Source organism: Rothia sp. HMSC069C10 (genome assembly GCF_001812205.1).
Lineage (GTDB): Bacteria > Actinomycetota > Actinomycetes > Actinomycetales > Micrococcaceae > Rothia > Rothia mucilaginosa.
The window spans coordinates 313,349-337,694 of sequence record NZ_KV808297.1 but is presented as its reverse complement, the minus strand read 5'-3'; the positions used below and the strand labels follow the sequence as shown (position 1 = coordinate 337,694).

The 24,346-nt window shown below is 59.2% G+C and carries 17 protein-coding genes; 11 read left to right on the top strand and 6 right to left on the bottom strand.

Annotated elements, in window-relative coordinates; translation table 11 throughout:
* Positions 1-1,439 precede the first annotated feature (1,439 nt).
* Positions 1,440-3,917, top strand: coding sequence for an S-layer homology domain-containing protein (locus HMPREF2842_RS03585; RefSeq protein WP_049352658.1), 2,478 nt, complete (start codon positions 1,440-1,442; stop codon positions 3,915-3,917).
* A 119-nt stretch (positions 3,918-4,036) separates the two neighbouring features.
* Here HMPREF2842_RS03585 and HMPREF2842_RS03580 read toward each other — a convergent pair whose 3' ends face one another.
* From HMPREF2842_RS03580 to HMPREF2842_RS09250, 4 genes are all read right to left on the bottom strand, one after another.
* Positions 4,037-4,810: a PspA/IM30 family protein gene (locus HMPREF2842_RS03580; protein WP_049352656.1), complete on the bottom strand. Its 774-nt coding sequence runs from the start codon at positions 4,808-4,810 to the stop codon at positions 4,037-4,039.
* Between the two features lie 264 nt (positions 4,811-5,074).
* Complete coding sequence (locus HMPREF2842_RS03575) at positions 5,075-7,144, bottom strand: TPM domain-containing protein (protein ID WP_049349453.1); 2,070 nt, start codon at positions 7,142-7,144, stop codon at positions 5,075-5,077.
* Positions 7,145-7,397: 253 nt separating this feature from the next.
* Positions 7,398-9,821: a hypothetical protein gene (locus HMPREF2842_RS03570; protein ID WP_049349456.1), complete on the bottom strand. Its 2,424-nt coding sequence runs from the start codon at positions 9,819-9,821 to the stop codon at positions 7,398-7,400.
* A 303-nt stretch (positions 9,822-10,124) separates the two neighbouring features.
* On the bottom strand, positions 10,125-10,292 hold the full coding sequence (locus HMPREF2842_RS09250) for a hypothetical protein (protein WP_162837313.1): 168 nt from the start codon (positions 10,290-10,292) through the stop codon (positions 10,125-10,127).
* A gap of 374 nt (positions 10,293-10,666) precedes the next feature.
* Between HMPREF2842_RS09250 and HMPREF2842_RS03565 the strand changes: the two genes are divergently transcribed.
* Positions 10,667-11,995, top strand: a complete 1,329-nt coding sequence (locus HMPREF2842_RS03565; RefSeq protein WP_049352654.1) for a S1C family serine protease — start codon at positions 10,667-10,669, stop codon at positions 11,993-11,995.
* 191 nt (positions 11,996-12,186) lie between these two features.
* Here the strand turns inward: HMPREF2842_RS03565 and HMPREF2842_RS03560 are convergent, their stop codons facing one another.
* The gene (locus tag HMPREF2842_RS03560; RefSeq protein ID WP_049352652.1) at positions 12,187-12,834 is read right to left on the bottom strand and encodes a uracil-DNA glycosylase family protein; all 648 of its coding nucleotides are present in this window, start codon (positions 12,832-12,834) and stop codon (positions 12,187-12,189) included.
* Between the two features lies 1 nt (position 12,835).
* Positions 12,836-13,303 carry a tRNA (cytidine(34)-2'-O)-methyltransferase gene (locus HMPREF2842_RS03555; RefSeq protein WP_049352650.1) on the bottom strand — a complete coding sequence of 156 codons (468 nt, stop codon included), beginning with the start codon at positions 13,301-13,303 and terminating at the stop codon, positions 12,836-12,838.
* A 179-nt stretch (positions 13,304-13,482) separates the two neighbouring features.
* On the opposite strand from HMPREF2842_RS03555, the gene HMPREF2842_RS03550 reads away from it, so the two are divergent.
* From HMPREF2842_RS03550 to hpf, 9 genes are all read left to right on the top strand, one after another.
* Entirely contained in the window at positions 13,483-14,730 is a 1,248-nt protein-coding gene (locus tag HMPREF2842_RS03550) for a cysteine desulfurase family protein (RefSeq protein WP_049352649.1), read from the top strand.
* Positions 14,731-14,918: 188 nt separating this feature from the next.
* Positions 14,919-16,142, top strand: coding sequence for a tRNA 2-thiouridine(34) synthase MnmA (gene mnmA / locus HMPREF2842_RS03545; RefSeq protein ID WP_012903202.1), 1,224 nt, complete (start codon positions 14,919-14,921; stop codon positions 16,140-16,142).
* Between the two features lie 101 nt (positions 16,143-16,243).
* On the top strand, positions 16,244-16,642 hold the full coding sequence (locus HMPREF2842_RS03540) for a chorismate mutase (RefSeq protein ID WP_049352646.1): 399 nt from the start codon (positions 16,244-16,246) through the stop codon (positions 16,640-16,642).
* 67 nt (positions 16,643-16,709) lie between these two features.
* On the top strand, positions 16,710-18,017 hold the full coding sequence (locus HMPREF2842_RS03535; RefSeq protein ID WP_070642761.1) for a uroporphyrinogen decarboxylase/cobalamine-independent methonine synthase family protein: 1,308 nt from the start codon (positions 16,710-16,712) through the stop codon (positions 18,015-18,017).
* A 55-nt stretch (positions 18,018-18,072) separates the two neighbouring features.
* A complete protein-coding gene (gene mtrA, locus HMPREF2842_RS03530) occupies positions 18,073-18,774 on the top strand; it encodes an MtrAB system response regulator MtrA (RefSeq protein WP_012903206.1) in 702 nt (233 codons plus the stop codon).
* Between the two features lie 34 nt (positions 18,775-18,808).
* Positions 18,809-20,563, top strand: a complete 1,755-nt coding sequence (gene mtrB, locus HMPREF2842_RS03525; protein ID WP_070642758.1) for an MtrAB system histidine kinase MtrB — start codon at positions 18,809-18,811, stop codon at positions 20,561-20,563.
* A 229-nt stretch (positions 20,564-20,792) separates the two neighbouring features.
* Positions 20,793-22,499 carry an LpqB family beta-propeller domain-containing protein gene (locus tag HMPREF2842_RS03520; protein ID WP_070615037.1) on the top strand — a complete coding sequence of 569 codons (1,707 nt, stop codon included), beginning with the start codon at positions 20,793-20,795 and terminating at the stop codon, positions 22,497-22,499.
* Between the two features lie 40 nt (positions 22,500-22,539).
* Positions 22,540-23,418 carry a ComF family protein gene (locus HMPREF2842_RS03515; protein WP_246823171.1) on the top strand — a complete coding sequence of 293 codons (879 nt, stop codon included), beginning with the start codon at positions 22,540-22,542 and terminating at the stop codon, positions 23,416-23,418.
* Between the two features lie 209 nt (positions 23,419-23,627).
* Complete coding sequence (hpf, locus tag HMPREF2842_RS03510) at positions 23,628-24,269, top strand: ribosome hibernation-promoting factor, HPF/YfiA family (RefSeq protein ID WP_239665130.1); 642 nt, start codon at positions 23,628-23,630, stop codon at positions 24,267-24,269.
* Positions 24,270-24,346: the final 77 nt, after the last annotated feature.

The following is a 24,346-nucleotide window of genomic DNA, read 5'->3' as shown; positions in this document are numbered from 1 at the left end:
GGTCGCAGGTTCAAATCCTGTCCCCGCAACGGATAACTCCCGATAGCTTTTAGCTATCGGGAGTTTTTTTATTCCCCAAAACCCGTACCCCCCCGCTGACCTATCTCCTTCTGCCGTCCTCCTGTCACTCTCCGACTCACCCTCCGACCGCCGGCCTGCCTTCTTTCGCCACCTTCCTGCACCTTTCCTATTGGCGACCTGTCTTCATTTGCCGCCTACCTTTCTTCTTCTTGTGCTACCTTTCTGCCGCCTGCTGGGCGGCTTTCTTTATATCCCCTGTCTTCTTTTGTCCCCCCCCCCTTTTATACCCTCATCCTCTCTGTATCCTTGCCGGCTTCTTGTGGTATCTGCCGGTGCCACTCACTCTGGGGATGGAGTTCATCTAGAACCTTTTCATAGGTGCTGCGGAGGGGGTCTTCTGAACCTTGTCGGGGCGGTGCTTCGGGGAGACTGATGGGGGGGGGGCAGCCTGCTGCCCCTTCCGGGGTGCTTGAGGTGGATCTTTCGGCCTCTCGAAACCCCTCTTGAAACCTCCTCACGGAATTTCATAGAACCGTCGTGAAAGTACCCTGGACTGGTTTCGGAACGTCTCCCGATGCGTCTTTCGAGGTATTCCTCAGTCCGTCTATCGGGGCTTCAAGCGGGTGTGCCCATGGGGGTGGTGGAGTCACTTCCGAGCGGTTGCTGGAGGGTGGTTACGCCTTCTTGAGACGCTGCTTTTGAGCTCCTTGAAAGGGGATCTGAAAGGGGTCCTGAAGGGGGCTCTGGGGCGGGTCTCAAGAGCGTGATGAGGGGTCCGATAGGATGCCTGGGTGGGGGAGTGGCGAGGGGGCTGTTTTTGCCTCAAAGTGCATTCTCAAAGTGGAATATGCGAAAGGTGCCTATATTCCGGGCTTGGAAATCACCCGTTTTGCCCCGGAATTCCGCGGTTTTTGGCAAAAATTGGGCTTCGAGTGCAACAATTCACTCTGAAAGTGATTGTAATCACATACGAAACATTCAAGTTAATTGTAGAGTTTTTTGAAACTCTTTCAAAAAACGCTCAAAAACCCCGGAAAATCAAGGAAAAATAGCCCATTCAACCTCTACTTGAGGGTGATTTAAGTTAAACTAGAAGCTTAGAAAAAGCTCTTGTTAAGATTGAATCTTGTTCGATACCCAAAAATAGCCCCAAAAAACCGCTGGAAAAGGCTTTTTGACCTGGTAGCTTTGAGTACGTGGTCACCGCGGTCCGCCGCGTAGCTCTCCGAAATGAATACTGCACCCCTCCATCACACGAGGAAACCCCCGCAACACACACGGGACGGTTACTGGACTTGCTCCATGCGGCATCACATTCGCAGGCCGACCGCCTATAGGCTTCTCACCTATAGACCACCTATCACTCAACCACTCTCGGGCGTCCGCGCCCCACGAAACACCAACAACGAGGACAACCCATGGCACTTCGCCCCCGCACCGTTAAGGCTGGCTCTCTCGCAGCCATCGCCGTACCCTCCGTGCTCGGTAGCACCCTGGTAGCACCCGCTTCCGCATTCGCACCCGTCGTTCAGGACATCCCCGGCGCAGCTACCCAGGCTCCGAAGTCCCTGTTCACCTCCACCGTGCAGCCCACCCTCTCGCAGGTTGCTGTGCAGATCCGCCAGCAGGCAGAACAGGCAAAGCAGACTCAGCAGGCTCCCGCAACGACCGCGGTTCAGCCCATCCAGAAGACCTACACTGCCCAGGCAACTCAGCAGACAACCCCCTCGGCTACCTTCCAGTCCGCACAGGCGGCTCAGCCTTCCGCTCAGCCCACCCTGGCACAGGTTGCACAGACCCCCGCAGCTACCCAGGCTCCCGCAACTACCCAGAGCGCTGCAACCCCTGCCGCGCAGCCCGCGCAGACCGCACAGGCTACTCAGGCGGCATCCGGTGTGGCAGCAACCCGCACCAACCAGACTTTCCTGTCCTACACCTCCCCGGCTGGTACCACCTCGCAGTACCACGTCTACGCTGAGGGCGTGGACTTCTCCAAGCCCGTTGGCGTGGTCTTCTACTTCGACGGCGACTACTGGCGCAACGACCAGTCCAAGGTCTACGACCCCTCCGGTGAGCTGGCTCAGATGGCTGCATCCGCAGCGGCACAGAACATGCTGTTCGTGCCCGTCATCTCCCCGGACGCCAACCGTTACGACGCTGGCGTGACCTGGTGGGAAGACATGGAGCGTAACGGCGAGTTCTTCCGCTCCTTCGCTTCCTCCTTCATCGCGGCTAACGGTGTGGACTCCTCCAACGTGTGGACCATGGGCTACTCCGGTGGCGCTGAGTTCATCACCTACGAGCTGAACACCAAGCCCCAGACCTGGCGTAACGGCGGCGGATCCATCATGGTCGCTGGTGGTGGCCTGGACGAGGGTACCCCCTCGGCTGCGCTGAAGTCCCAGCCCATGTTCTGGTACGCAAACTCGAACGACGGCTCCGGCGAGACCTACCCGCAGACCTGGAGCGCACGAGGCGCCGTTGAGGGCGGCTACGACGCCTACCTGGCTGCTGGCTACACCAATGCTTCCGCGACCGTGCTGAATGGCTCGGGCCACTTCGACTACAACTTCTCGCAGATTCTGAGCAACTCGCTCACCAAGGGTAAGGCAACCGCCGCTCCCAAGGTCGAGCAGAAGGCAGAGCAGAAGACCGAACAGAAGTCTGAGCAGAAGCAGAACAACGCTCCTCGTGCCCGCACCATGAGCTCCGCAACCTACCAGAGCTACACCTCCCCGGCGGGCACCACCTCCCAGTACCACGTGTACGCGAACAACCTGGACTACTCCAAGCCCGTTGGCGTGGTCTTCTACTTCGACGGTGACTACTGGCAGCGTGACGAGTCCAAGGTCTACACCCCCGACGAGGGCATGCTCGCGGCGATGGGCAAGATTGCTAACGCCCGCAACATGGTCTTCGTACCGATTATCTCCCCGGACACCAACGCATCCGGCAACGGCATCACCTGGTGGGAAGACATGGACGCTAATGGCGAGTTCTTCCGCTCCTTCGCGAAGTCCTTCGTTAGCCAGAACAACCTGGACGCTTCCCAGGTGTGGACCATGGGCTACTCCGGCGGCGCTGAGTTCATCACCTACGAGCTGACCGACCACAACACCTCCTGGCGTAACGGCGGTGGCTCCATCATGGTCGCTGGCGGCGACTCGGACGGCTCCGTGGACGCTGATGCAACCACCAAGGCATCCCCGATGTACTGGTGGGTTGGCGCGAAGGACACCTCCGGTAACACCTACCCCGTCACCTGGAGCGCACGTGGCGCAGTCGAGTCTGGCTACAACGCATACCTGGGCGCAGGTTTCTCTGACGCCCGCGTGAAGCTGATTGACGGCTTCAGCCACCACGACTACGACCTGCCGCACATCCTGGCGTCCTCCCTGGACTTCGCGGGTAAGACTCCGGCGCTGGGCTACAGCGACCTGTCCGACTCGAACCCGAACTACAACGAGATCAGCTGGAACTCTGATCACCGCATCATGCTCGGCTTCGCGGACGGTACCTTCCGCCCGAACGCATCGGTCAACCGTGCACAGCTGGCAACCTACCTGTACCGCGTGGCTGGTCGCCCCGCAGTGAATGCACCGGCTGTTTCGCCGTTCAGCGATGTTCCGGTCAACCACCCCGCGTACAAGGAGATTTTCTGGCTGAGCCAGCAGGGCATCAGCGGTAGCGACTTCCGCCCCCTGGAGGCCGTCACCGAGTCCACCATGGCTGAATTCATGTACCGTGCGGCTGGATCCCCGGCACAGGCTCAGGGCGGCTACGCATCCCAGGCTCTGGCATGGGCTGCCTCCAACGGCATCGGTACCGGCTCCACCTCTTCGGATGCGATCACCCGCGCCGCTATGGCAGGCTACCTGTACATCTACGCGAACTAAAGCTCGCACCCCATAACGCATAAAGATCCGCCCCGTTCCTGAACTCATCAGGAACGGGGCGGATCTTTATAGGTTTAGCTCAAGAAGCTATGCGCTAGACCAGGCTTACTGGACCAGGCTTAGAGAGTCTGGGTGGGGGATTCCACAGCCAGGGGAGCCGGAGCAGCCGGAGCAGCCGGAGCGTTCTTTGCCTTCAGAGCGGCCAGGCGAGCGTCCAGCTCAGTCTCGCGCTCCATCTGGTCCAGGGTGTTGAACTGAGCGTCCAGGGAGGAAGCTGCCAGCTCCTGCTGACCGATGACGCGTGCCTCTTCGCGGCGAACCTTCTCTTCGAAGCGGCTCATCTCGCTGGTCGGGTCCAGAACGTCGAACGCCTTCAGAGCGTCGTTCACCTGGGTCTGAGCTGCTGCAGTCTTCTGACGTGCGGTCAGCTCATCGCGCTTGTACTTGACCTCTTCAAGCTTGGAGCGCATCTTCTCCAGGCCGTCCTTGAGCTGGTTGACAACCTGAGTCTGGGAAGCCAGCTGAGGCTCAACAGCCTGTGCAGCCTTCTCAGCCAGCAGCTGCTTGTTCAGAGCAATCTTCGCGAGGTTATCGAACTTGTCAGCGTTGGCAACATCGCCAGCTGCGCGGAACTCATCAGCCTTGTTAGAAGCTGCCAGAGCCTTGGTGCCCCACTCCTGAGCGGCCTTGACGTCCTCAGCGTGGTCCTTTTCGAGCAGTCGCAGGTTGCCGATGGTCTGTGCTACTGCAGCCTCCGCCTCGCGGATGTTGTTGGTGTAGTCACGAACCATCTGGTCCAGCATCTTCTCCGGGTCCTCAGCTGCATCAATCAGAGCGTTGATGTTTGCCTTAGTGAGCTGTGCAATACGGCCGAAGATGGTCTGCTTAGCCATAATCTCCTACTTTCTGTTCACGGGCTGCGGGGGAGCACTACGCTCCTCGTGAGCCGTGCCCGTATAACTAATTATGTGGCAGATTTCTGGGTGCATGCTGTGAAAATGATGCACGCCTGATTTCTGCAACCTAAACTTTTGGTAAATTACCTCAGGTGTTTTCCGACTGGGGAAGAAAGCGGTGAGGTAAGCTATGCACCCCGCCGGTCAGACTGTAGAAAAACCTACAGAAACCGACCGGCAGGATTTGTAGCGTGGAGGCGGTTAGAAGCTGCCGCCGTCACCGCCGCCGCTACCCCAATCGCCGCCACCGCCGCTGAAGCCGCCGCCCCAGCTACCGCCGCTACTACCGCCACTGCTGTGGCCGCCGCTGCTACCCCAGCTACTGGTGCCGGAGTTAATAGCGGTCATCAGGGCGCCCAGCAGCAGGCCCTTCGCCAGGTCACCACCGAAGCCGCTACCGCCTCGGTCGTTCTGGTTGTTGTAGTAGTTGCCGACCTCGCTCTGCGCGCGGTTCTGTGCGTCAGTAGCCTTCTGGATAGCCATGTTGGCTTCCTTCATGGCGTTCAGCGGATCCGAAGGAGCCAGGCGCTGAGCCTGACCCAGGTGACGCTCCGCCTCAGAGACAGCGGTCAGGGTCATCGGACCCACCGCCGCACGGCGGTTATTGATGTAGCTACGCGCACCGTTCACCGCAGCGTAGGCAGAACGCATCGTACGATCCAGGTTCTGCTCCGCCGCGCGAGAACGCTCGCGGGTAGCACGCATATTGGTCATCGCCTTATCCAGTTCGGCGGAGAGCTGACGTAGCTGGTTCGCCAAAGTCAGCGGGTCATTCGGACGAGCCGAAGCGCTCTGGTTGACCTGGTTGAGCACCGCCTCCATACCGGCGGCGACCGCACCCAAATCATCGCGGCGCTGAGACGCCGCGAGGCTCTTAGCCTCCGCCACGTCACGCTGAATGCTCAGCAGGTCGGTGCTCAGACCCAGCTGAGCCTGCTCCAGCTCCTGCGCGCGGGTATTGACCGCAGCGCCCAGCGCCTGAATCTGCGAGGCGGCTTCCTCAGCGGTACGCAGGTGAGCAACCGCCTCCGAACGGGCGGTAGCAACGGTCGCCTGAGCCTTCTCAAGCTCCGCAGCGCACAGCACCATGTTCGAGTCCAACAGGGTGGGGGTCTTCGAAATGGGCTCCAGCGCGCTGGGCAGGTAACGTTCCTTCAACGCGCGGTACTGGGCGGCAATCTCCTCCACCGAGGCGCGCAGCTGCGGCAGACGCTGAGCCAGAGCCTCAATAGCCTGAGGCGCCTCCTGCTCCAGGTTGCGCAGCTGAGCCAGCTTAGCGTCCTGCTCCTGAGCAATACGGGTGACTTCCTGAGAGTTATCAATAATCTCAGTCAACCAGGCACGCTGCTCTGCTTCGGTATCGGGAATGCTGTCGGTCAGAAGCTGCTGACGCTGGAAGGACTTACGCATCAGATCCTCAGCACGCGCAATCTCCTGAGCAAACTCGGCGACCTGCTGGTCGCTGTACTGTGCACGCGCAAAATCCAGTTCCTGCTTCGCATGGCTCATCGTCGTATCAGCCTGCAACAGGGCGCTACCGGCGCGAGTGCGCAGCTCCTCCAGCGGAACCTCCGGGATGGGGGAGTAGTTACGAGGCGCACCGTAGGAACGCTGAGGCTGCTGCTGAGCGTTCTTCTTCTTGCGGCGACGGTACATCGCGTAACCACCAGCACCAACAGCTGCCGCCGCACCCACACCGAGCACACCGGTCACCACACCAGAAGAGCTACCGCCCTTCTGAGCCTCAATACCCTCAACCGCAGCAAGAGCTGCACCCGCATAGTCGCTGTTCTGCAGCTTCGGCTTAATGTAGTTCTGGTACACCTTCGTCTGCTGATCGCTCGAAAGAGTCTTGGTGCTACCTGCCAAGAAATACGCCTGGCGGGACTCGGTCGCAATTACCAGCACCACATCGGCAGAACCCCAATTGTTCTTCGTGGCAAGCGCCTTCGTCCAGCTCGAAGAAGTAGACGGGTTCTCGAACTTATCAATGGTCACCACGTGCAAATCCACGTTGTACTTCTTCGACAGATTCGAAATCTTAGATTTCAGGGTAGCGGTATCACCCAAAGAGTTCGTGGAATCGTACACGGTGGTGCCCGTAATCTGCATCGGGTCAGCAGCCTGTGCCGACGTGCTCAAAAATGCAGAACCAGCCGGCAGAACCGCCGGGGCACAAGAAAGACCTGCCGCCAGCACTGTGGCACCCAGAATAGTGCGCAGGCGAGGGCGTGCGGGACGAATCTGACGCGCAAAGGCGTGCTCGGTCATGGTCTTTCCTCCGTTGTCGTGAAGTATGAACGGACCTGTACTTCACGGCGTGCTTGAACATCGCACGCCTTAGTGCTGGTCACATTATTAGTGTAGCGGTGGCTCAGCCACGCAAACACACAGATACGAGAATGTTGCGCCGCTGTTTGCCACCCGTTTACCGACTTCCCAGGCTTTATACAGGAAAGCCGGAATATAGGAGAGCCGGGGTCTAGCCTCACGCCAGACCCCGGCCCACCGGCTATTCAGTTAGTTAGCGCCGACGGGCAATCTTCAGATTGCTCATCAGGTGCTCCACTACCTCCGCGGCATCAACATCGTGGATACTCTGCGCCACGCCGTTCACCACCTGAACCCGCGAAGACGAGGCGAACATCCAACCCAAGAACTGCACAGTATTCAGCAGCCTAGAACTGCGTTCTGCCTGCTTTCGCATCTGTGACCACAAAAAGGGCGTAGTCGGCACACCACGGCCCTTATACACCTGGGAATTAGAATGGGCATCCAGAAGCTCAGCGAGCGCCTCAATATTTTCGGTCAGCTCCTTCAAATCCTCATCCCCGGCAGAAGGGCCGACGTAATACCGATCAACCAGGCTCAAAGGCATGTAACCGCTACAGCTACTCACCCACGCCAGCTTCAACCGTAGATTCTGCAGACGAAGCACCTGCCGTAGAAGCCGCGAATGGGTGCGCAGCACTGACAACGGCATGGAAGATAACCTTTTCTCCTCCGAAAGCAGACCCTCGGCACTCTCCCCGGAAAACGCCTTATACGGATCCGAGACGCCCACCAGAAGCACCGGTCCCTCGTAGTGCACGAACGCTAGAACCTCGGGAACACTCGAGAGGGAACGGATGCGCTCGCCAATGGTCGGCAGATCCTCCCCATCCGGGGCGTACTGTTCGCGGCTGAACATCAACGTCTGGATAGGCTGCTCGGTAAGGTCGGGCGAGTCATGAGCAAGCGCCCGCAAATCGGTCACAACCTCCGCCAGAACGCCGTCCTGCTCGACCTGCAGAAGCTCCTGGAGAAGCTCAATGACAGAGCGCGCCTGCAGGGTCAAAACAGCGGCGCAGAACTCCGCATCCTGAAGCTCAAGACGCACCTTCTCCAGGCGCTCTTCCAGCGTGGACTGCACGCCCTTGAGCTCAAACTCGCTCAGCTGTTCCGGACGGAGCATACGGTGCGTACCATCCTCGCCGGGACGGTAGAAAAGCTCGCTAAACTCCAACGTAGACTGCACACCCTTCAACGCCCGCTCTCGCAACTCGGGCAGAACGTCAAAGGCAACTTCCGCCATCTCATTCCAGACCTTGACCTCATCGATCTTCGAATCCTTACGAACAGTCTTCTTCCAAGTCTCGGCAAGCTGCATAGCGCGATCAAATTCGCTCAGCTCTACAAAAGCCGCCAGTTTCTGGGCACTCTCACGCAGATAACGCACCGCGTACAGGCGGTCGCTCAAAGAATCCGGGAGGGTATCCTCCAACAGACGCCAACGGAAGGTACGCTCAAAGCACTCCTCGGTCAGGCTAATGACGGCGGCGCTCAAAGAGAGCGCGTGATCACGGGCAAAAGCGAAAGAGCCCGGGGTATCCGCCAGACGAGGCAGGGACGTATAAAACTCCAGCGCCCCGCTTAGCTTCAGCCGAGATACCCGGATGGTTTCTTCCAGCTCGGCGGCAAGTACCGTGCGGTCAGCCTGGGCAGTCTCCTTGAAACTGTGCAGCGGAGACACCTGTGCACGCTCGAGCGTCTGCAGGTTCATGACCGCACGCATGAGGTAGTTCTCAAGAATATTGATCTGCTGTAGGCGCGGACGTTGATTCAGCGGAACATGATTCTCCTGCGTGCCGACCAGCAGATGCTGCGGAACACCGCTAATCGACGGCAGCGCAAAGACCTCATCCTCTGATGTACTGACAGAAAGCACCATGGGGTAGCGGCTGCGCTGTGCGTTCTCTAGAGGGGGAATGAGCTTGAAGTTGGTGCTCAAAGAGAAATGGTCGGAGGGCGCCGGGTTACTCTGTGCCGGGTTACTCTTGGGAGCCTGCTGGGCGGCCTCCTGCTGCGGGCGCTCTTCAGGCTGCGCCGGGGTGTTCTGGGTCATGCTCTGCTGCACCTGGCTTTCTGCTGAATGGCTTTCTGCTGAATGGTTTTGCGTCGAATGGGTCTGTATCGAAGAACCGGAGATACCACCGGCCTGCATCGGCTCCAACGGCGAAGGTGCAGCCACCGGCTGAGGAGGCTGAGGTGAGGCAGTGTGAGGCGAAGGCGCCTGAGCCTGCTGACTCTGCTGAGTACTATGACCCGGCTGAGCACTATTACCCGGCTGCGCCTGTTGAGCACCATTACCCGGCTGTGCCGGCTTCGGCTGGTAGTGCATCGGGTAGCTCACCGCGCCCTGTACTTGCTGATTGGGTGCCTGGTGAGGGGGAACCTGCTGATTCATCGCCTGGTTCTGCTGTTGCTGCTGCTGTTGCAATACCTGCCGTCTAATCTCACGCGCACGACGGCGCGACGGGCTCAACGACGCAAACAACGCCACCACCGCGCAGATCAGTACAAACAAAAGTAGCGCGTACAGGCGGGTTGCGCCGTCCAGCGAAGATGCCACCGCCGGTAGGGTCGGCAGCGTGCCAAGAAGAGCGAAAACAGCAGAAATAATCCTCATGACTTCACCATAACCCAGCTAAATCCCGGGTGCTCGCAACGCCGTTGCCTTACCGCATACTAAAAGGGAAGTAGCCGGGGTGCCGGGTGCTCTCCGCCAGTGCTTCCCGCATCCGCCTCACAATTAAAGGACGATGCGGCGTGCGCCCTCATGTAGGGGCTCACGCCGCATCGATCATCACTCAACTCATTATCACACCCGGGCCGGTCCTCACACCGACCCTTCGGGACATACTGGGGATTCTCGCCCCTCCCGGTGCAGGGCTCTCATCTCCCGCCCCGGAAAACTATCAAACTCTATACGCTACCTACCGGCAGTCAGTGCGTGGGTAGCCATCTGCTGAGCCAGCTCGGAGGCCTTCTCCGCACGATGACGGCGGTACACCATTCCCGAGCAACACGCCACAATACCCGCACCGATACCGATGGAGCTTGCCAAGACCGCACAGAAAATCAGGGTTCCGATCATCATGGGTTTCTCCTTTACCTTTGTCCTTTGCCTTTGTTCTCGGCTCTATGTGCCTTCAACATTACGGACTGACCCTGTGTTCAAGCTGTGTACCAAGAAGCATCATGCTGTGTAAACCGTGGAGAAAAACTGGGCGCTTTAAAAGAGAAACATGAGAGCGAGTAGCGAACAAAGCCCCAAAACAAACTAGCCGTCGGGCAAATCTCCGGGTATCTCAGACCCGCGAATCAGCTGCCGATGAAAGGGTGTGAGGAAAATTCCCAGGGAACTCCCCGATAACCAACAGCAAAAAAATATAGAACGCCATAAAACACCCTCTACAGTAGAAAGATAGCGTGCGCCCAGGGTGAGGCACACGCGCGACTCTAGGAGAACTTATGACTCAGAACAACGGATGGTCTTACGGCGGCAATGACGGCGTCACGGATGCAACCCGTCCCCTGCAGAACGTGAACGGACAGGCAGGCTACCAGCCCGCAAACCAGCAGCAGGGTCAGAACGCATACCCGCAGGCATACGCCTCTCCCGGATACACCTACCCCCAGGCGGCGGCTGCTCAGGTCGCTTCGGCACAGTCTGCACCTCAGAACACCGATAACAACAAGCGTTACGGTGCCGGTGTTGTGCTCACCGCAGCTCTGCTCGCAGCCCTCGTTGGCGGCGGCGTTGGCGCGGGCGTCGGAGGCGGCATCGCAGCATCGAACAACAGCTCCTCCAGCGCTTCCTCGCGCGGCTCCGTCAGCTCCAATATCAGCAACTCCTCCACCGTGGCAGGCGTAGCAGAAACCGCGAAGAAGGTCCTGCCCTCTACCGTGACCATCGTTGCTTCGAACGGCTCCTCCTCCGGCGGCGGTAGTGGCGTTATCCTCGACAAGGAAGGCCACATCCTCACCAACCACCACGTGGTTACCCTCGAATCTTCCAGAGAAGCATCCACCATTGAGGTGCGCCTGAGCGACGGCACCGTACGCACCGCAACCGTGATGGGCCTGGACTCTGCCGCTGACCTGGCGGTCCTGAAGATTAACCCCTCCGGCCTGGACCTGCAGCCCATCACCTGGGGTGACTCCTCCAAGCTGGTCTCCGGCGAGGTAGTGGTTGCCCTCGGCGCGCCGTATCGTCGTAGCGAATCGGTAACCTCCGGCGTGGTCTCGAACGCAAACCGCGTGCAGCCTGCCGATGCGAAGGGCCAGAACTACATCCCCATGGTTCAGGTTGACGCTCCCATCAACCACGGTAACTCCGGTGGCCCGCTGGTGAACCTCAAGGGCGAACTGGTCGGCATTAACGCGCAGGGCCAGGCAAGCCAGGATGGCGGCACCGCCGACGGTATGGCGTTCTCCATTACCTCCAACTACGCCAAGCGCATCTCCTCCGAGATCATCGCCAAGGGTAAGGCAACCCACGGCTACCTGGGCGCGAGCGTGAAGAACAGCCCCGCGGACACCGGCTCGGGCTCGTCCAAGCTCATCCCCGGTGGCGTTGAAATTGCCTCGGTAGAATCTAACAGCCCCGCCGCGAAAGCAGGCCTGCGATCCGGCGACGTCGTGATTGAAGCCGACGGTCACGCCGTGACCAAGAGCGACGAGCTTAACGGTACCGTGCGTGCCGCGGCAGCAGGCTCTGATCTGAAGCTGAAGATTAAGCGCGGCTCCTCCACCCATGACATCACCGTGACCCTGGGCGACGCCGACAGCCAGAAGTAAAACGCACTCTGCCTCTGAACAGGTAGAAACGCGGTTGGGAAACACCCGCTCAGCCGGCTCTACCGTTCAGTAACTCTAACTTCAAAAGAGTGCCACATGGTGTAACGAAAGAAAGCTCCCACCCCATACGCGGGGTGGGAGCTTCTTTCGTTAGTACAGCAAACTGTATTGGTGTTGCAGATAGGGGCAGGTTAGAGGCCCTCGAGAACCTCGCCCACGCGCTTCTGCAAAGCCGGGACAACCTCCTGCTCGAACCACGGGTTCTTCGCCTGCCACCTAAAATTCAGCGGCGAAGGATGCACCAGCGGCAGAAACTTAGGAAGATAAGACTCCCACGCACGAACCGTCTCCGTCAGGTTCTTCTGCGCCTTTGGGGCGTGCACACCATCCAGGTAGTGCTTCTGAGAGTAAGCCCCCACCAGCAGAATCAGCTGAACGTTCGGCATGAGATCCAGAAGCTGCGGATGCCACTTCGGCGCGAAATCCTTACGCGGCGGGTTATCGCCGTGCGCGCCCTTACCGGGGTAATAGAAATCCATCGGCAACAGCGAAATCAGGTCGGGGTCGTAGAACTGCTCAGCCGTCACGCCCATCCACTCGCGCAGCTTCACGCCGCTCGGGTCATTCCACGGGATACGGCTCTCCTGCGCGGCACGCCCAGGTGCCTGACCAATCACCACAATACGAGCATGAGGGGAGGCTGAAAAGACCGGCGCCCAGCCCTGTTCCGTAAACTCCCTATTCTGCGGATCCAAACGAATCTGCTCAGCCAGGGGAGGGTCTGTCTCCAGAATCTGCTGAAGCAGATGCTCCGGCAGATTATGGTGTGTTGCAGCCATGCTAGATGGCGCCTCCCTCAAAACCGTTCTGACGCCACGCCTCAAAAATTGCAATGGACGCAGAATTAGCCAGGTTCAGCGAACGGCGACCCGGCTTCATCGGAATCTTCACCCGCTTAGTCACGTGCGGGTCCTGCTGAACCTCAGCGGGCAGACCCACCGACTCCGGACCGAACATGAACACATCACCGGGACGGTACTCAATATCCGCATACGAGGTCGAAGCAGTCGTCGTGAACGCAAAAACACGCTCCGGAGCCAGAGCCTCCCACGCATCCTCAAGGGTCTCATGCACCGTCACCACCGCCAGGTCGTGATAGTCCAGACCCGCGCGGCGCAGATGCGCATCATCAAAGTTAAAGCCCAGCGGTTTCACCAGGTGCAACTCAGCGCCAGTAATCGCCGCCAAACGGATAGCATTGCCGGTATTGCCCGGAATCTCAGGGGTATAGAAAAGAATCTTGAACACGTTCCTAAGTGTACCGCGCAGCCCCCGACCAGCCCGGAACAGCCCCCGACCAGCATTGAGCATCCCGGGGCAGCAGCGCTCGCCGACCCAGCCGCAGATGAACACACCTAGAAGAGTGCGGATAGAGCGCGATAAAATAAGTGAGGCGAAAAACTGCCGACAACCCAGCAGGAGGAACCATGAGCGCAGAAACCAACCGTCAGAACGGCCGCGTCTACCTCGACCATGCCGCCACCACCGACGTACTGCCCGCCGCCATCGACGCTATGGTCGAACAGATGCGCAACGGTGGCAACCCCTCCTCCCTGCACGCCGTAGGCCGCGACGCCCGCGCCACCGTCGAATACGCCCGCGAACGCATCGCCCGCGCCGTCGGAGCCGACCCCGCCGAAGTTATTTTCACCTCCGGCGGCACCGAGGCGGACAACCTCGCGGTCAAGGGCATCTACTGGAAGCGCCGCGAAGAAGACCCGCAGCGCACCCGAATTCTCGTCTCCTCCATCGAGCACCACGCCGTGGAAGAAACCTGCGAATGGCTCGAAAAGGCAGAGGGCGCGCAGCTCGAATGGATCCCCGTAGACAAGCACGGTAGCGTCAACCCGCAAACCGTCCGCGAACTCATCGAAAAGAACCCCGAAGACGTCGCGCTCGTGACCGTCATGTGGGCGAACAATGAGGTCGGTACCGTACAACCCATCCCCGAGATCGCCGCTATCGCCGCCGAATACGGTATTCCCGTGCACTCGGACGCGGTGCAGGCATTCGGCGCAATCCCCATTGACTTCCACGCCAGCGGGGTAGCGACCCTCGCAATCTCCGGCCACAAAATCGGTGGTCCCATGGGCATCGGCGCGCTGGTTGCAACCCGTGCCGTGCAGATGACCCCCATCCTACACGGAGGCGGCCAGGAACGCTCCGTACGATCCGGCACCATCGACGCACCCGCCATTGCAGGTTTTGCAGAGGCCGCCGTGCACTCGGTTCAGCACCTTGACAAAGAATCCGCCCGCATCGCCGCGCTACGCAACGAACTCGTTGCGGCAATTAGCGCGCTCATCCCGCAGGCGCACCTGAGCGGCGAAAACCCGCTCACCGAAGAGTACCCCGGCCAGAAGCGACTGCCCGGCAACGCCCACTTCACCTTCGAAAACGCAGAAGGCGACACCCTGCTCTTCCTGCTGGACATGCAAGGCATCAGTAGCTCCACCGGCTCCGCCTGCAACGCCGGGGTGACCCGCCCCTCCCACGTGCTCATGGCAATGGGAATGGACGAAGACACCGCCCGCAGCGCCCAGCGCTTCACCCTCGGTCACTCCACCACCGGAGCCGATATTGCGCGCCTCATCGCGGCACTACCCGCTGCCTACGAACAGGCAGCAAAGGCGGGGCTGTCCTCGCAGCTGCCGGACGCCTCCCGCTGGCACTAAAAGACAGAAAAAAGGTACCGAACCGCCCTCAGCTTGCAATATCAGCGTTCGCTGAGGGCGGGCTGAGGGTGCACTGCCCAATATCCCGCCGAGCCCCTGCGTACAATGGGTAGCTACAGTAACGAAAAGTCCGCCCACACAAATAAGGCGTACCTTTCTAAAGGCTCAACACAACAGAAGGATAGGCAGTGAAAATTCTTGCAGCTATGAGTGGCGGCGTTGACTCCGCAGTCGCCGCAGCCCGCGCCGTAGAAGCAGGACACGAAGTAGTCGGCGTTCACCTCGCACTATCCCGCATGCCCGGCACCCTGCGCACCGGCTCCCGCGGCTGCTGCACCCTCGAAGACTCCATGGACGCCCGCCGCGTCTGCTCCCAGCTGGGCATCCCCTTCTTCGTCTGGGACTTCTCCGAACGCTTCAAGGAAGACGTCGTCGACGACTTCATCTCCGAATACGAAGCCGGACGAACCCCCAACCCCTGCATGCGCTGCAACGAAAAGATCAAGTTCGCCGCGCTCCTCGAACGCGCCCTCGCACTCGGCTTCGACGCCGTGGTGACCGGCCACTACGCCCGCGTCATCACCACCGAAGACGGCAACCGCGAACTGCACCGCGCCGCCGACTGGGCCAAGGACCAGTCCTACGTGCTCGGTGTGCTCACCCACGAACAGCTCAAGCACGCCTGGTTCCCCCTGGCGGACACCCCCTCCAAGGCACAGGTACGCGCGGAGGCGGCAGAGCGCGGCTTCTCCGTGGCGAAGAAGCCGGACTCCTACGACATCTGCTTCATTCCCGAAGGCGATACCCGCGCCTGGCTGGGCGACCACATCACAATGCGCCCCGGCCTCATCAAGGACACCCACGGCGAGGTGCTCGGCGAGCACCCCGGCGCGCAGGCATACACCGTAGGCCAGCGCAAGGGCCTGGCACTGGGCCGCCCCGCCGCCGACGGCAAGCCCCGCTTCGTGCTGGAGGTGCGCCCCAAGGAAAACGAAGTTATCGTCGGCTCCCGCGAGCTGCTTGCCGTGCACGAAATCCGCGGTATCCGCGCCACCTGGGCGGGCGTACCCGTAGAACAGGCGGCACGCTTCCTGGAAGAGCCCGCACAGCTGGGCGCTCGTAGCGAAGAGTTCGAGGTGACCGCACAGGTGCGCGCGCACGCTGACCCGGTCCGCGCCAAGGCGTACATGACCTGGGCACCCGACCCCGAAGCTGAAGAAGAAGGCACGCTGCGCCTGGAAACCGTAGTGCGCCTACTGGACCCGCTCTCCGGCGTGGCACCGGGACAGACCATGGTGCTCTACCAAGGCACTCGCGTACTGGGCCAGTCCACCATCGCCCGCGCCTACTCGCTGGACCGCGAAGACATTCAAGAAACCCTGTCTGCTGGCGCCTCCACCAGCGCCGACTAGCCGCACAGAATAGCCGCGTACCCCGCTATTCGCAGCTGTTGCCGCAACAGCCTGCTCGAGCGCAACGCACAGAAGACCACAACCGGACTGAGGAGAGACCGATGACTGCCGAACACACTTCCTGCGAATTTGACCCCCACGCCACCTCCATGGGCGATGAAGTCGCACCGGAGGTCTACGAGGAGCTCTTCGCCATGCGCCGCTCCATCGACAACTTCGATGCAGCGCTGGTGCACATCCTCGCGGAGCGTTTTCAGGCGACCAAGCGCGTGGGCATCCTGAAGGCTAAGCACAACCTGCCCGCCGGCGACCCCGGCCGTGAAGAGGTGCAGATTGCTCGCCTGCGTGCCATGGCGAAGGAATCCAGCCTGGACCCGGAATTCGCGGAGAAGTTCCTGAACTTTATTATTTCCGAGGTGATTCGCCACCACGTGCGCATCGCAAACGAGCAGGCTGAGCAGGACGGCGAGGCAACTGAAGCCGAGAAGTCCGAGGGCTAGTACCGCGCAACTTTCGCATCATTGCGTTTGAACCTGTACGCCATCTGACCCCTCTGGACACACTCCTATGCCCGCTCAATCTTCCAGCCGCCAGAACGTCCGTACTGAACCGACGCCGGAGCGCCTGCTACTGCCCGGTGAGTACCGTGCCCCCGAAGGGGACGAACTGACCGAACAGGACCTCGCCGCGCTCGCTACGGAGCGTCCGCCGGTGCGCGCCAGCGGACTGGGCGATTTTCCCGGCGATGATTTGGGCGAAGCAATGTCTCGAGTGGAAGGGGAGCTGGGTGCCCCGCACCTGCCGTTCTTGCCGCATCTGCCGGCGCTGGGCTGGCGGAGTACTCCTCTGGCACGCACCCTGGCGGTGTGTGAGGGACTTGCTTTTGACGGTGCCTCGTTTGGCTGGCGCATGGTGCATAGCGGCGGCAGGGGAGCACGCGAGTCTGCCTTGGCGCAGGACCGTCTGCTTTCGGATATCAATCTTCTCGCTGACCGTGTGGGTGCGCAGAAGAAGAGGTTCACTTCCAGTGCTGAGGGTTCCGCCCCGGCGTATAAGATTCAGCTGGTCGGTCCGCTGACTCTTGCCGCCAGTATCTATCTGCCCGGCGGCGAGCGTGCCATTAGTGATGCAGGGGCGAGCCGTGACCTGCTGGAGTCGTTCCTGGAAGGCCTGGAACGCTGGATGGGTTCTCTGCGCGAGGCTCTGCAAGCTCCGCGGGCGCTGATTGCCGTGCAGCTGGATGAATCCGAATTTCAGCGTCTGATGGAGGGGGCCATCCCTACGGTGAGTGGCTTCCGCTCCCTGCCGGCTTTGCAACCTCACTACTATCAGCAGGTGTACCGCCGTATCTCGGAGCGTTTCGCCGAGTTGAATCTGCAACTCATCCTGGACGTGGATGGCACCGCGCTCAAGCCTGTGCAGGAGCTGAAGCTGCTGAGCCAGTCCCGCCCCACCCTTGACGCGTTGGCTCTTGTGAAGGCGATGCGTGTTGAGGGCGGCGCTCCTTGCGCTTTGCTGTTGCATCCTGATCGTGCCCGCCTCAAGGGGCCGGGCACGCTGCAGGTTCCGCCGCTGAGCGACCCTCGTTCCTGGGAACCTGTGGCGCAACTTTTGGAGGCTCAGGCTCAGCTGTGGCTGCCGGTGGTGACCTCTGCGCGGGTTCCTGATCAGGTGCGCCGCCTGTACAGCCTGTGGCGCGAGGTTGGTCTTGAGCCGACCCAGTTGAGCGCGGTGGGTTTGATGCCTGATGAGCGTATTCAGAGCGGTTCCGTGCCTGCTGGGATGACTTCAGCCGCGGTAAGTATGCTGGATGCCACGGCTTCGCTGGCTCGGGTGACAGAGTGTGCCCGTGCATTGGCTGAGTGCGCGGTATGATTAGAGAATCAGCTTTTTTATGTAAGTATTTACGACAATTCTTTAGGGAGGTACTGTGAGCGCAAGCGACGCACACACCATTTTGGTGGTTGATGACGATGATGCTCTGGCGGAAATGATTGGCCTCGTGCTCGCGCAAGAGGGCTTTAACGCTGTTTTCTGTGAAAATGGTGCACGCGCTTTTGAAACTTTTATGCGTTCCACTCCCGATTTGGTGCTTTTGGATTTGATGCTTCCTGGCATGAACGGTATTGAAGTGTGCCAGCAAATTCGCCGCTCTTCTAATGTGCCGATTATTATGTTGACCGCTAAAAGCGACACTGAAGATGTTGTTAAGGGTCTTGAGGCTGGTGCTGATGATTACATTGCGAAGCCTTTTAAGCACGCTGAATTGTTGGCGCGTATTCGTACTCGTTTGCGTCCGCGCGAGAGCCGCCAGCTGGTGGTGTCCATTGGCGATATTGTCATGGATATGGACGGTCGTACCGTCAAGTACCACAGCACTGAGGTTCCGATGACTCCTCTGGAGTTTGACCTGCTGGCTGCGCTGGTGCGCCACCCGGGTCAGGCGTTGAGCCGTCAGGAACTGCTGGATATGGTCTGGGGTTACACTGATGTGAGCGATTCGCTGGTAAACGTGCACGTCCAGCGTTTGCGCGCTAAGTTTGATGAGCTGGGTGCGGATCGTTTTATTCAGACGGTTCGTGGCGTTGGCTATAAGATTCCGACCGAGCTGGTGGGATCTTCCGGTAGCTAATCGGAACCTATTCATAGGCGAAGGGATAACCTGATTGTCTGTTGCGAAGTCGAGCCATGAGCACGGCGCTTTGACGGCGGAGGCGGTAGCCTCCGCCTCTTCGCGTACCCGCACTTCCAAGCCGCGTAAGGCGAAAAAGCAGAGTAGTAGGAGCCTGATGCAGCGCGCTCAGCGTCTGTGGAAGGAATCTCTGCAGTTCCGTGCTCTGGGAACCGCGGGCATCATGATGTTCCTGAGCTTCTTGATGGTGGGTTGGTCCTTGTCAAGCCAGATTGCGTCGAGTCTTTTTGAGAATCAGAAGTCTCAGGCGCTGGCGGAATCGGAGAGTGGTTTCCGCAACGTTCAGAGTGTGCTGGACTCCTCTGAGGCTCGTAGTGACAGCGAGATTCGCCGTAATGTGAGCCGTACCCTGACCGTCTTGGATGCGGGTAGTTCGGGTAAGCGCAATTGGATTCTTGTGCCTTTGGAAGGTCAAGGTAAGCAGGGCTTTATTCCCGAGCAGAGTAGTAATAATTCTTTGAATTCTTCGAGTATTCCGAATGATTTCAAAACAACTGTTCGCGATAAAGAGGGTATTTTCTGGCAGACGTCTACGGTGACTACTGTCGAAAATAATCGTGAGCGTACCTATCCGGTGCTTATTGTTGGTACACATATTTCTATTGCACAGAACCCTAATTACGGTTTGTTCCTTGTGTACGATATGACGGATTCTTCCGCCACGATTGCGCATATTAACTTTGTTCTTTTTGGTGGTTTCTGTGCACTGCTTACTGTGGTGCTTTCTGTGGTGTGGATTGTGACTCGTTTTGTGGTCCGCCCGATTACGCAGACCGCTATTACCGCTGAGAAGCTGGCTGCCGGTGACCTGGATCAGCGTGTGTCTGTACACGGTGAGCATCAGGCGGCGCGTCTGGGCTATTCCTTCAACCTGATGGCTGACTCGCTGCAGGAGAAAATTGTTCAGCTGGAGCGCCTGTCGACTCTGCAGCAGCGATTCGTTTCTGACGTTTCGCACGAGTTGCGTACCCCGTTGTCGACGGTGCGTTTGGGTACTGAGCTGCTGTACGATTCGCGTGAGAATATGAACCCGATGCAGGTCCGTAGCGTGGAGCTTCTGCATGAGCAGGTGGATCGTTTCCAGTCGATGCTTTCTGACCTGCTGGAGATTTCGCGCTTCGATGCTGGTAGCGCAATGCTGACCATCGACACTGAAGACTTCATGCGTGTGCTGTCGAATATTTTGCAGGAGGCTCTGCCTCATCTGGAACGTACGCATACGAAGCTGAACGTGCATACGAGCCATGAGAGCATCATGGTTGATATGGACCGCGTGCGTATTGAGCGTGTGCTGCGTAACCTGCTGTACAACGCGATTGAGCACGGCGAGTCCCGCCCGATTGACGTGTACGTCGGTGCGAATGCCACGAACCTGGGTGTTGCGGTGCGTGACCACGGTATCGGTCTGTCTGAGGATGAAGCGGTTCAGGTGTTCAACCGTTTCTGGCGTGCTGATACTTCGCGTAAGCGCACCCTGGGCGGTACGGGTCTGGGGCTGTCGATTGCTGCTGAGGATGTGCGTCTGCACGGCGGCACGATTGAGGCGTGGGGCGAGAAGGGCCGCGGTGCCTGCTTCACGATGAACCTGCCGCTGATTCACGGTGCGCCTTTGGGTGAGTCGCCGGTTCTTGTGACGGGTGAGCCTGAGGCAATCTCGCATCGTTCGGCGCCGGCTAAGGATACGCTGCCCAATATCGCTCCTCGTACGGCTGCTGGGGGCGACCTCTAGAAGAGGCGTGGGGCCCTGGTCCCTGTCATGAAACGGGGGGATTGGGGTCGGTGCGGTTGTATTCGCACTTATCCTTGCGTATTTGCACTGTTTACCCAGTACAATCAATGCAGATATATTTTCACGGTGTTGCTATTTCGCTGTGTTGATTCTTTCGCCGCGCTGCGATGGCCTGCAGTGGTAGCTGGTGATTGTTTGTCTTTGTTCGTAGAGGAAGGTTAAGACCTCCATGTCTCACAGGGCTATTGTTTCTCGACGCGCCGCGCTGTCTTGGTGCGCGGTGTCTTTGGCGACGCTGATGAGCTCTTGCGCGGGTCTTCCTTCGAACGACCGAGTGACTCAGCACAGCAGTGGTCTGGACGTGAAAAGCGTTAATACTTCTCCGGCGCGTGCGCCGGGACCGCTGGCGGGCGCTACCCCCGAGGCGATTATTGAAGGCTTCGTGCGTGCTGGCGTGGATAGTATCGAAAATTATGCTGTGGCGCGCCAGTATTTGAGCTCTTCTTTTGCGGGCCGTTGGAATCCCTACGGTACGACTCGTGTGTACCGTAATACGGTGCAGCCGCGTAGTGATGATAGCGGAAACGCTGAGGGTACGTACCATGTGCGTTTTCAGCAGACTGCTACGGTGAGCAGCCAGGGTATTACGAGTACCTTCCCTGAGGCTCAGACTGAGACTCAGGATTTCACCGTGGTCATGGAAGATAACCAGTGGCGTATTAGCTCCTGCCCGGATGGCTTGTGGCTGGATGGCACTGAGTTTGAGCGTGTGTTTAGCCCGTGTCGCCTGTATTTCTACGATCGTGCGTTCCGTTATGCTGTGCCGGATATCCGTTGGTTCCCGCATACGGATCGCTATTTTGAGTTGCTGGTGCGTACTCTGATGATTGGTCCGGCGTCCTATTTGAAGGATGTCGCGTTTTCGGCATTGAATGAGTCGATGAGCCTTGAGACCGCCAACATGAGCGATAACCAGGATGTTCTGGTTCGCCTTTCGGGCGAACAGCTGGACGACAACCGTTTGGCGCGCGTGCGTGAGCAGATTATGCACGGCTTGGAGAACTTCTCCGGTCTGGGTAAGACTGAGGTGTTCTATAACGGAACCTTGATTCCGGAGAGCTCACCGAACGGTTTCTCGGTTGTGAAGCTGAACCCGGGTGTTCCTGCCCGCACGGTTGCTATTAACTCGAATGGTCAGATGGTGGCGCGCGATGACTATATGAGTAATGCGGGCGAGCAGCTGCTTCTGCGCGGTGTGAGCCAGTTGAGCTCCCCGGCGATGGGTTATTCTGCGGATGTGTTCGCTTGTTTGGCGAATGATGCTGCGAGCCTGTACACGGTGTACCAGGGTACTGCCCGCCGTGTGTGGCAGAGTACCGCTCTGACTGCCCCTAGTTTTGATGCGTACGGCTGGGTGTGGGCTGCTGACGGTGAGGGCGTTGTGCGTGCGTTCAAGCCGGATTCTGAGGACGCGAACGAGCGTGAGCGCGGCGTGGATATTGGTTTGTCCTGGCAGCGTAATTTGATTTTTACGAGCGTGAACGTTTCGCACGATGGTGCGCGCATGGCGATTGTAGCGGCTACTGAGGGCGCGTCGGCGGTGATTATTTCCGGTATTGTGCGTGATGAGGCAGGTAAGCCTCTGCGCTTGACGGAGATGGTGCGTCTGAGCTCTTCTGTGACTCCGCGTAATGCCCGTTGGGCTGGCGACCAGAGCGTCGTGGTGGTGAACGTGAAGAACGGTGAGTCTGAGGTGATTTCCCTCAGTGGTGAAGAGACGAAGCTGGACCGTCTGGATGGTGTGATGAGCATTTCCACCGCAGATAATACGTCGAATATTATTGCCCACCGTTCTGATGGTTCGTGCTATCTGATGGAGGAGCGCGGCTGGATCCGTTTGGATACGACCCTGCACGAGATTAGTTACGCCGGTTAGCCTCGGGTACCGGGTATAGCGCGCGGAAAGGTTGCTTTCGGTGAGTTCAGAACAGCGTGGTTTGAACGGGTCTCTGACCGGGCTCGCTGGCGCTCTCAAGAGTGCCGGTGGGTCTTTGGGCGAGGTGCTGATGCCGCGTACTTGCCCGTGCTGTGCGGTGCCGGTCACTTATGGGGCAGGCTCGCCACTGTGTGAGGCTTGCTTGCCGCAGTTGCGTTCGGCGTTGGCTAAGGTGGAGCGAGTATATGCTCTGCAACCTCTTGATGGCGCGGCTGCTCCCGAGGTGCGTGCGGCATCCCGTTATGAGGGGATCATGCCGCGTGCCCTGTTGGCGTTGAAGAATGCGGGCCGTACCGGCCTGCTGCCCCTGTTGGGAGAGGGTTTGGCGCGTAGCGTGTATGAGCTTCTTCGGGCTCACCGGGAGGGGCTTCAGCCGGAGTCTGCTTCTTCAGTCCCGGTTGAGGTTCTGCTGATTCCGGCGCCGTCCTCTGCTCAGAGCGTGCGCCGCCGCGGCTATGCGCCGGCGAATCTTTTGGTGCAGGAGGCGGCGCATCAGCTTAATATGCGTCTGCCTGCCTCGGTGCGGGTGCGCGCTGTGGACGTTATCGGGTACGTTCCTCGCAACCGGCGGGGGAGCGGCGCCTCCCTATCTTCTCGTGTGGGTGCTTTTCTCCTCGGTGCCTCTGAGACAAAGAATGAGCAGAAGAGCCTGGGCGCTGTGGGGCGTGCCGAGCGGATGCACGGTGCTCTGCGTGTCATGGAGCCTGCCCTGTGCGCGGGTCGGGTGAGCGTTATTTGTGATGATGTGGTGACCACCGGTGCGACCGCCTCTGAGATGGTGCGTGTGCTGCAGGAATCCGGTTCGCGGGTGCTGGGCGTGTGTGCTGTGGCGGCGGTACCGAAAAAGGCTCAGATATAGCGTTTCTTGTAGTTAGTTGCAAGAGATACACGATTTTTGGCGAATAAAGTTCGCAGACGGACGAATAGCTATTATTTAGGCTAAATATTTGTCATATCTAGTGATATGAAACATGTTTCGTACTAGAATATAGACAAGGGAACGGCATTGGAGTCGAACCCCCGTACCGGGTCCAGCCGGACGCGGTATAAGCCCCCAACCTGGAGGGAATGATCGTGGAAGTCAACATCTACGGCCGCAATATCAAGGTCACCGAACGCCTGGAAGAGTACGTGAGCGAGAAGGTTCAGAAGTTCGCTCAGCTCGGCGATAACGTGAAGGACATCGACGTCAAGTTCAGCAAGGACGGTCACCTGGGTGGCGAGTCCATCCGCGTTGAGATTACCGTTGTTGGTACTGGCCCTGTCCTCCGTTCCGAAGCCCAGGGTCACGACAAGTTCGCGGTCTTCGATGAAACCTACGGCAAGCTCCTGGAGCGTCTGCGCCGTGCACGTGACCGCCGCAAGCTGCACAAGCGCGGTGGCAAGCACCCCGTCTCCGTGGCGGACGCTACCGGATCGATTCCTGTGGTTACCGAAGCAATTACCGAGATTCTGCTGCCGGATGTTCCGGTGGAAGAAGCAGCATTCGACAACAGCGAGGTCACCCTCGCCGACGAGGCCGCATCTCCCATCGAGATTCGCCACAAGAGCTTCAAGGGTGAGCGTCTGACTCCCGCAGAAGCTGTTGACCGTATGGAACTGGTCGGCCACGACTTCTACCTGTACATTGACAGCGAGACCGGCGCACCGGCTGCGGCATACCGTCGTAAGGGCTGGAGCTACGGCATCATTACTCTGGACAACGAGTAAAAACTAACGTACCTGCTGGATGCTGAGGCGTAAGGCTCTTTAGGGGTCGTACTCAGCGAGTAGGCTCAAGACCCGGG

Excerpts from the sequence above, each read along its gene's own strand:
- HMPREF2842_RS03585 (WP_049352658.1), top strand. The coding sequence starts at position 1,440 with ATGGCACTTCGCCCCCGCACCGTTAAGGCTGGCTCTCTCGCAGCCATC.
- HMPREF2842_RS03580 (WP_049352656.1), bottom strand. The coding sequence starts at position 4,810 with ATGGCTAAGCAGACCATCTTCGGCCGTATTGCACAGCTCACTAAGGCA.
- HMPREF2842_RS03575 (WP_049349453.1), bottom strand. The coding sequence starts at position 7,144 with ATGACCGAGCACGCCTTTGCGCGTCAGATTCGTCCCGCACGCCCTCGC.
- HMPREF2842_RS03570 (WP_049349456.1), bottom strand. The coding sequence starts at position 9,821 with ATGAGGATTATTTCTGCTGTTTTCGCTCTTCTTGGCACGCTGCCGACC.
- HMPREF2842_RS09250 (WP_162837313.1), bottom strand. The coding sequence starts at position 10,292 with ATGATGATCGGAACCCTGATTTTCTGTGCGGTCTTGGCAAGCTCCATC.
- HMPREF2842_RS03565 (WP_049352654.1), top strand. The coding sequence starts at position 10,667 with ATGACTCAGAACAACGGATGGTCTTACGGCGGCAATGACGGCGTCACG.
- HMPREF2842_RS03560 (WP_049352652.1), bottom strand. The coding sequence starts at position 12,834 with ATGGCTGCAACACACCATAATCTGCCGGAGCATCTGCTTCAGCAGATT.
- HMPREF2842_RS03550 (WP_049352649.1), top strand. The coding sequence starts at position 13,483 with ATGAGCGCAGAAACCAACCGTCAGAACGGCCGCGTCTACCTCGACCAT.
- HMPREF2842_RS03540 (WP_049352646.1), top strand. The coding sequence starts at position 16,244 with ATGACTGCCGAACACACTTCCTGCGAATTTGACCCCCACGCCACCTCC.
- HMPREF2842_RS03535 (WP_070642761.1), top strand. The coding sequence starts at position 16,710 with ATGCCCGCTCAATCTTCCAGCCGCCAGAACGTCCGTACTGAACCGACG.
- HMPREF2842_RS03520 (WP_070615037.1), top strand. The coding sequence starts at position 20,793 with ATGTCTCACAGGGCTATTGTTTCTCGACGCGCCGCGCTGTCTTGGTGC.
- hpf (WP_239665130.1), top strand. The coding sequence starts at position 23,628 with ATGATCGTGGAAGTCAACATCTACGGCCGCAATATCAAGGTCACCGAA.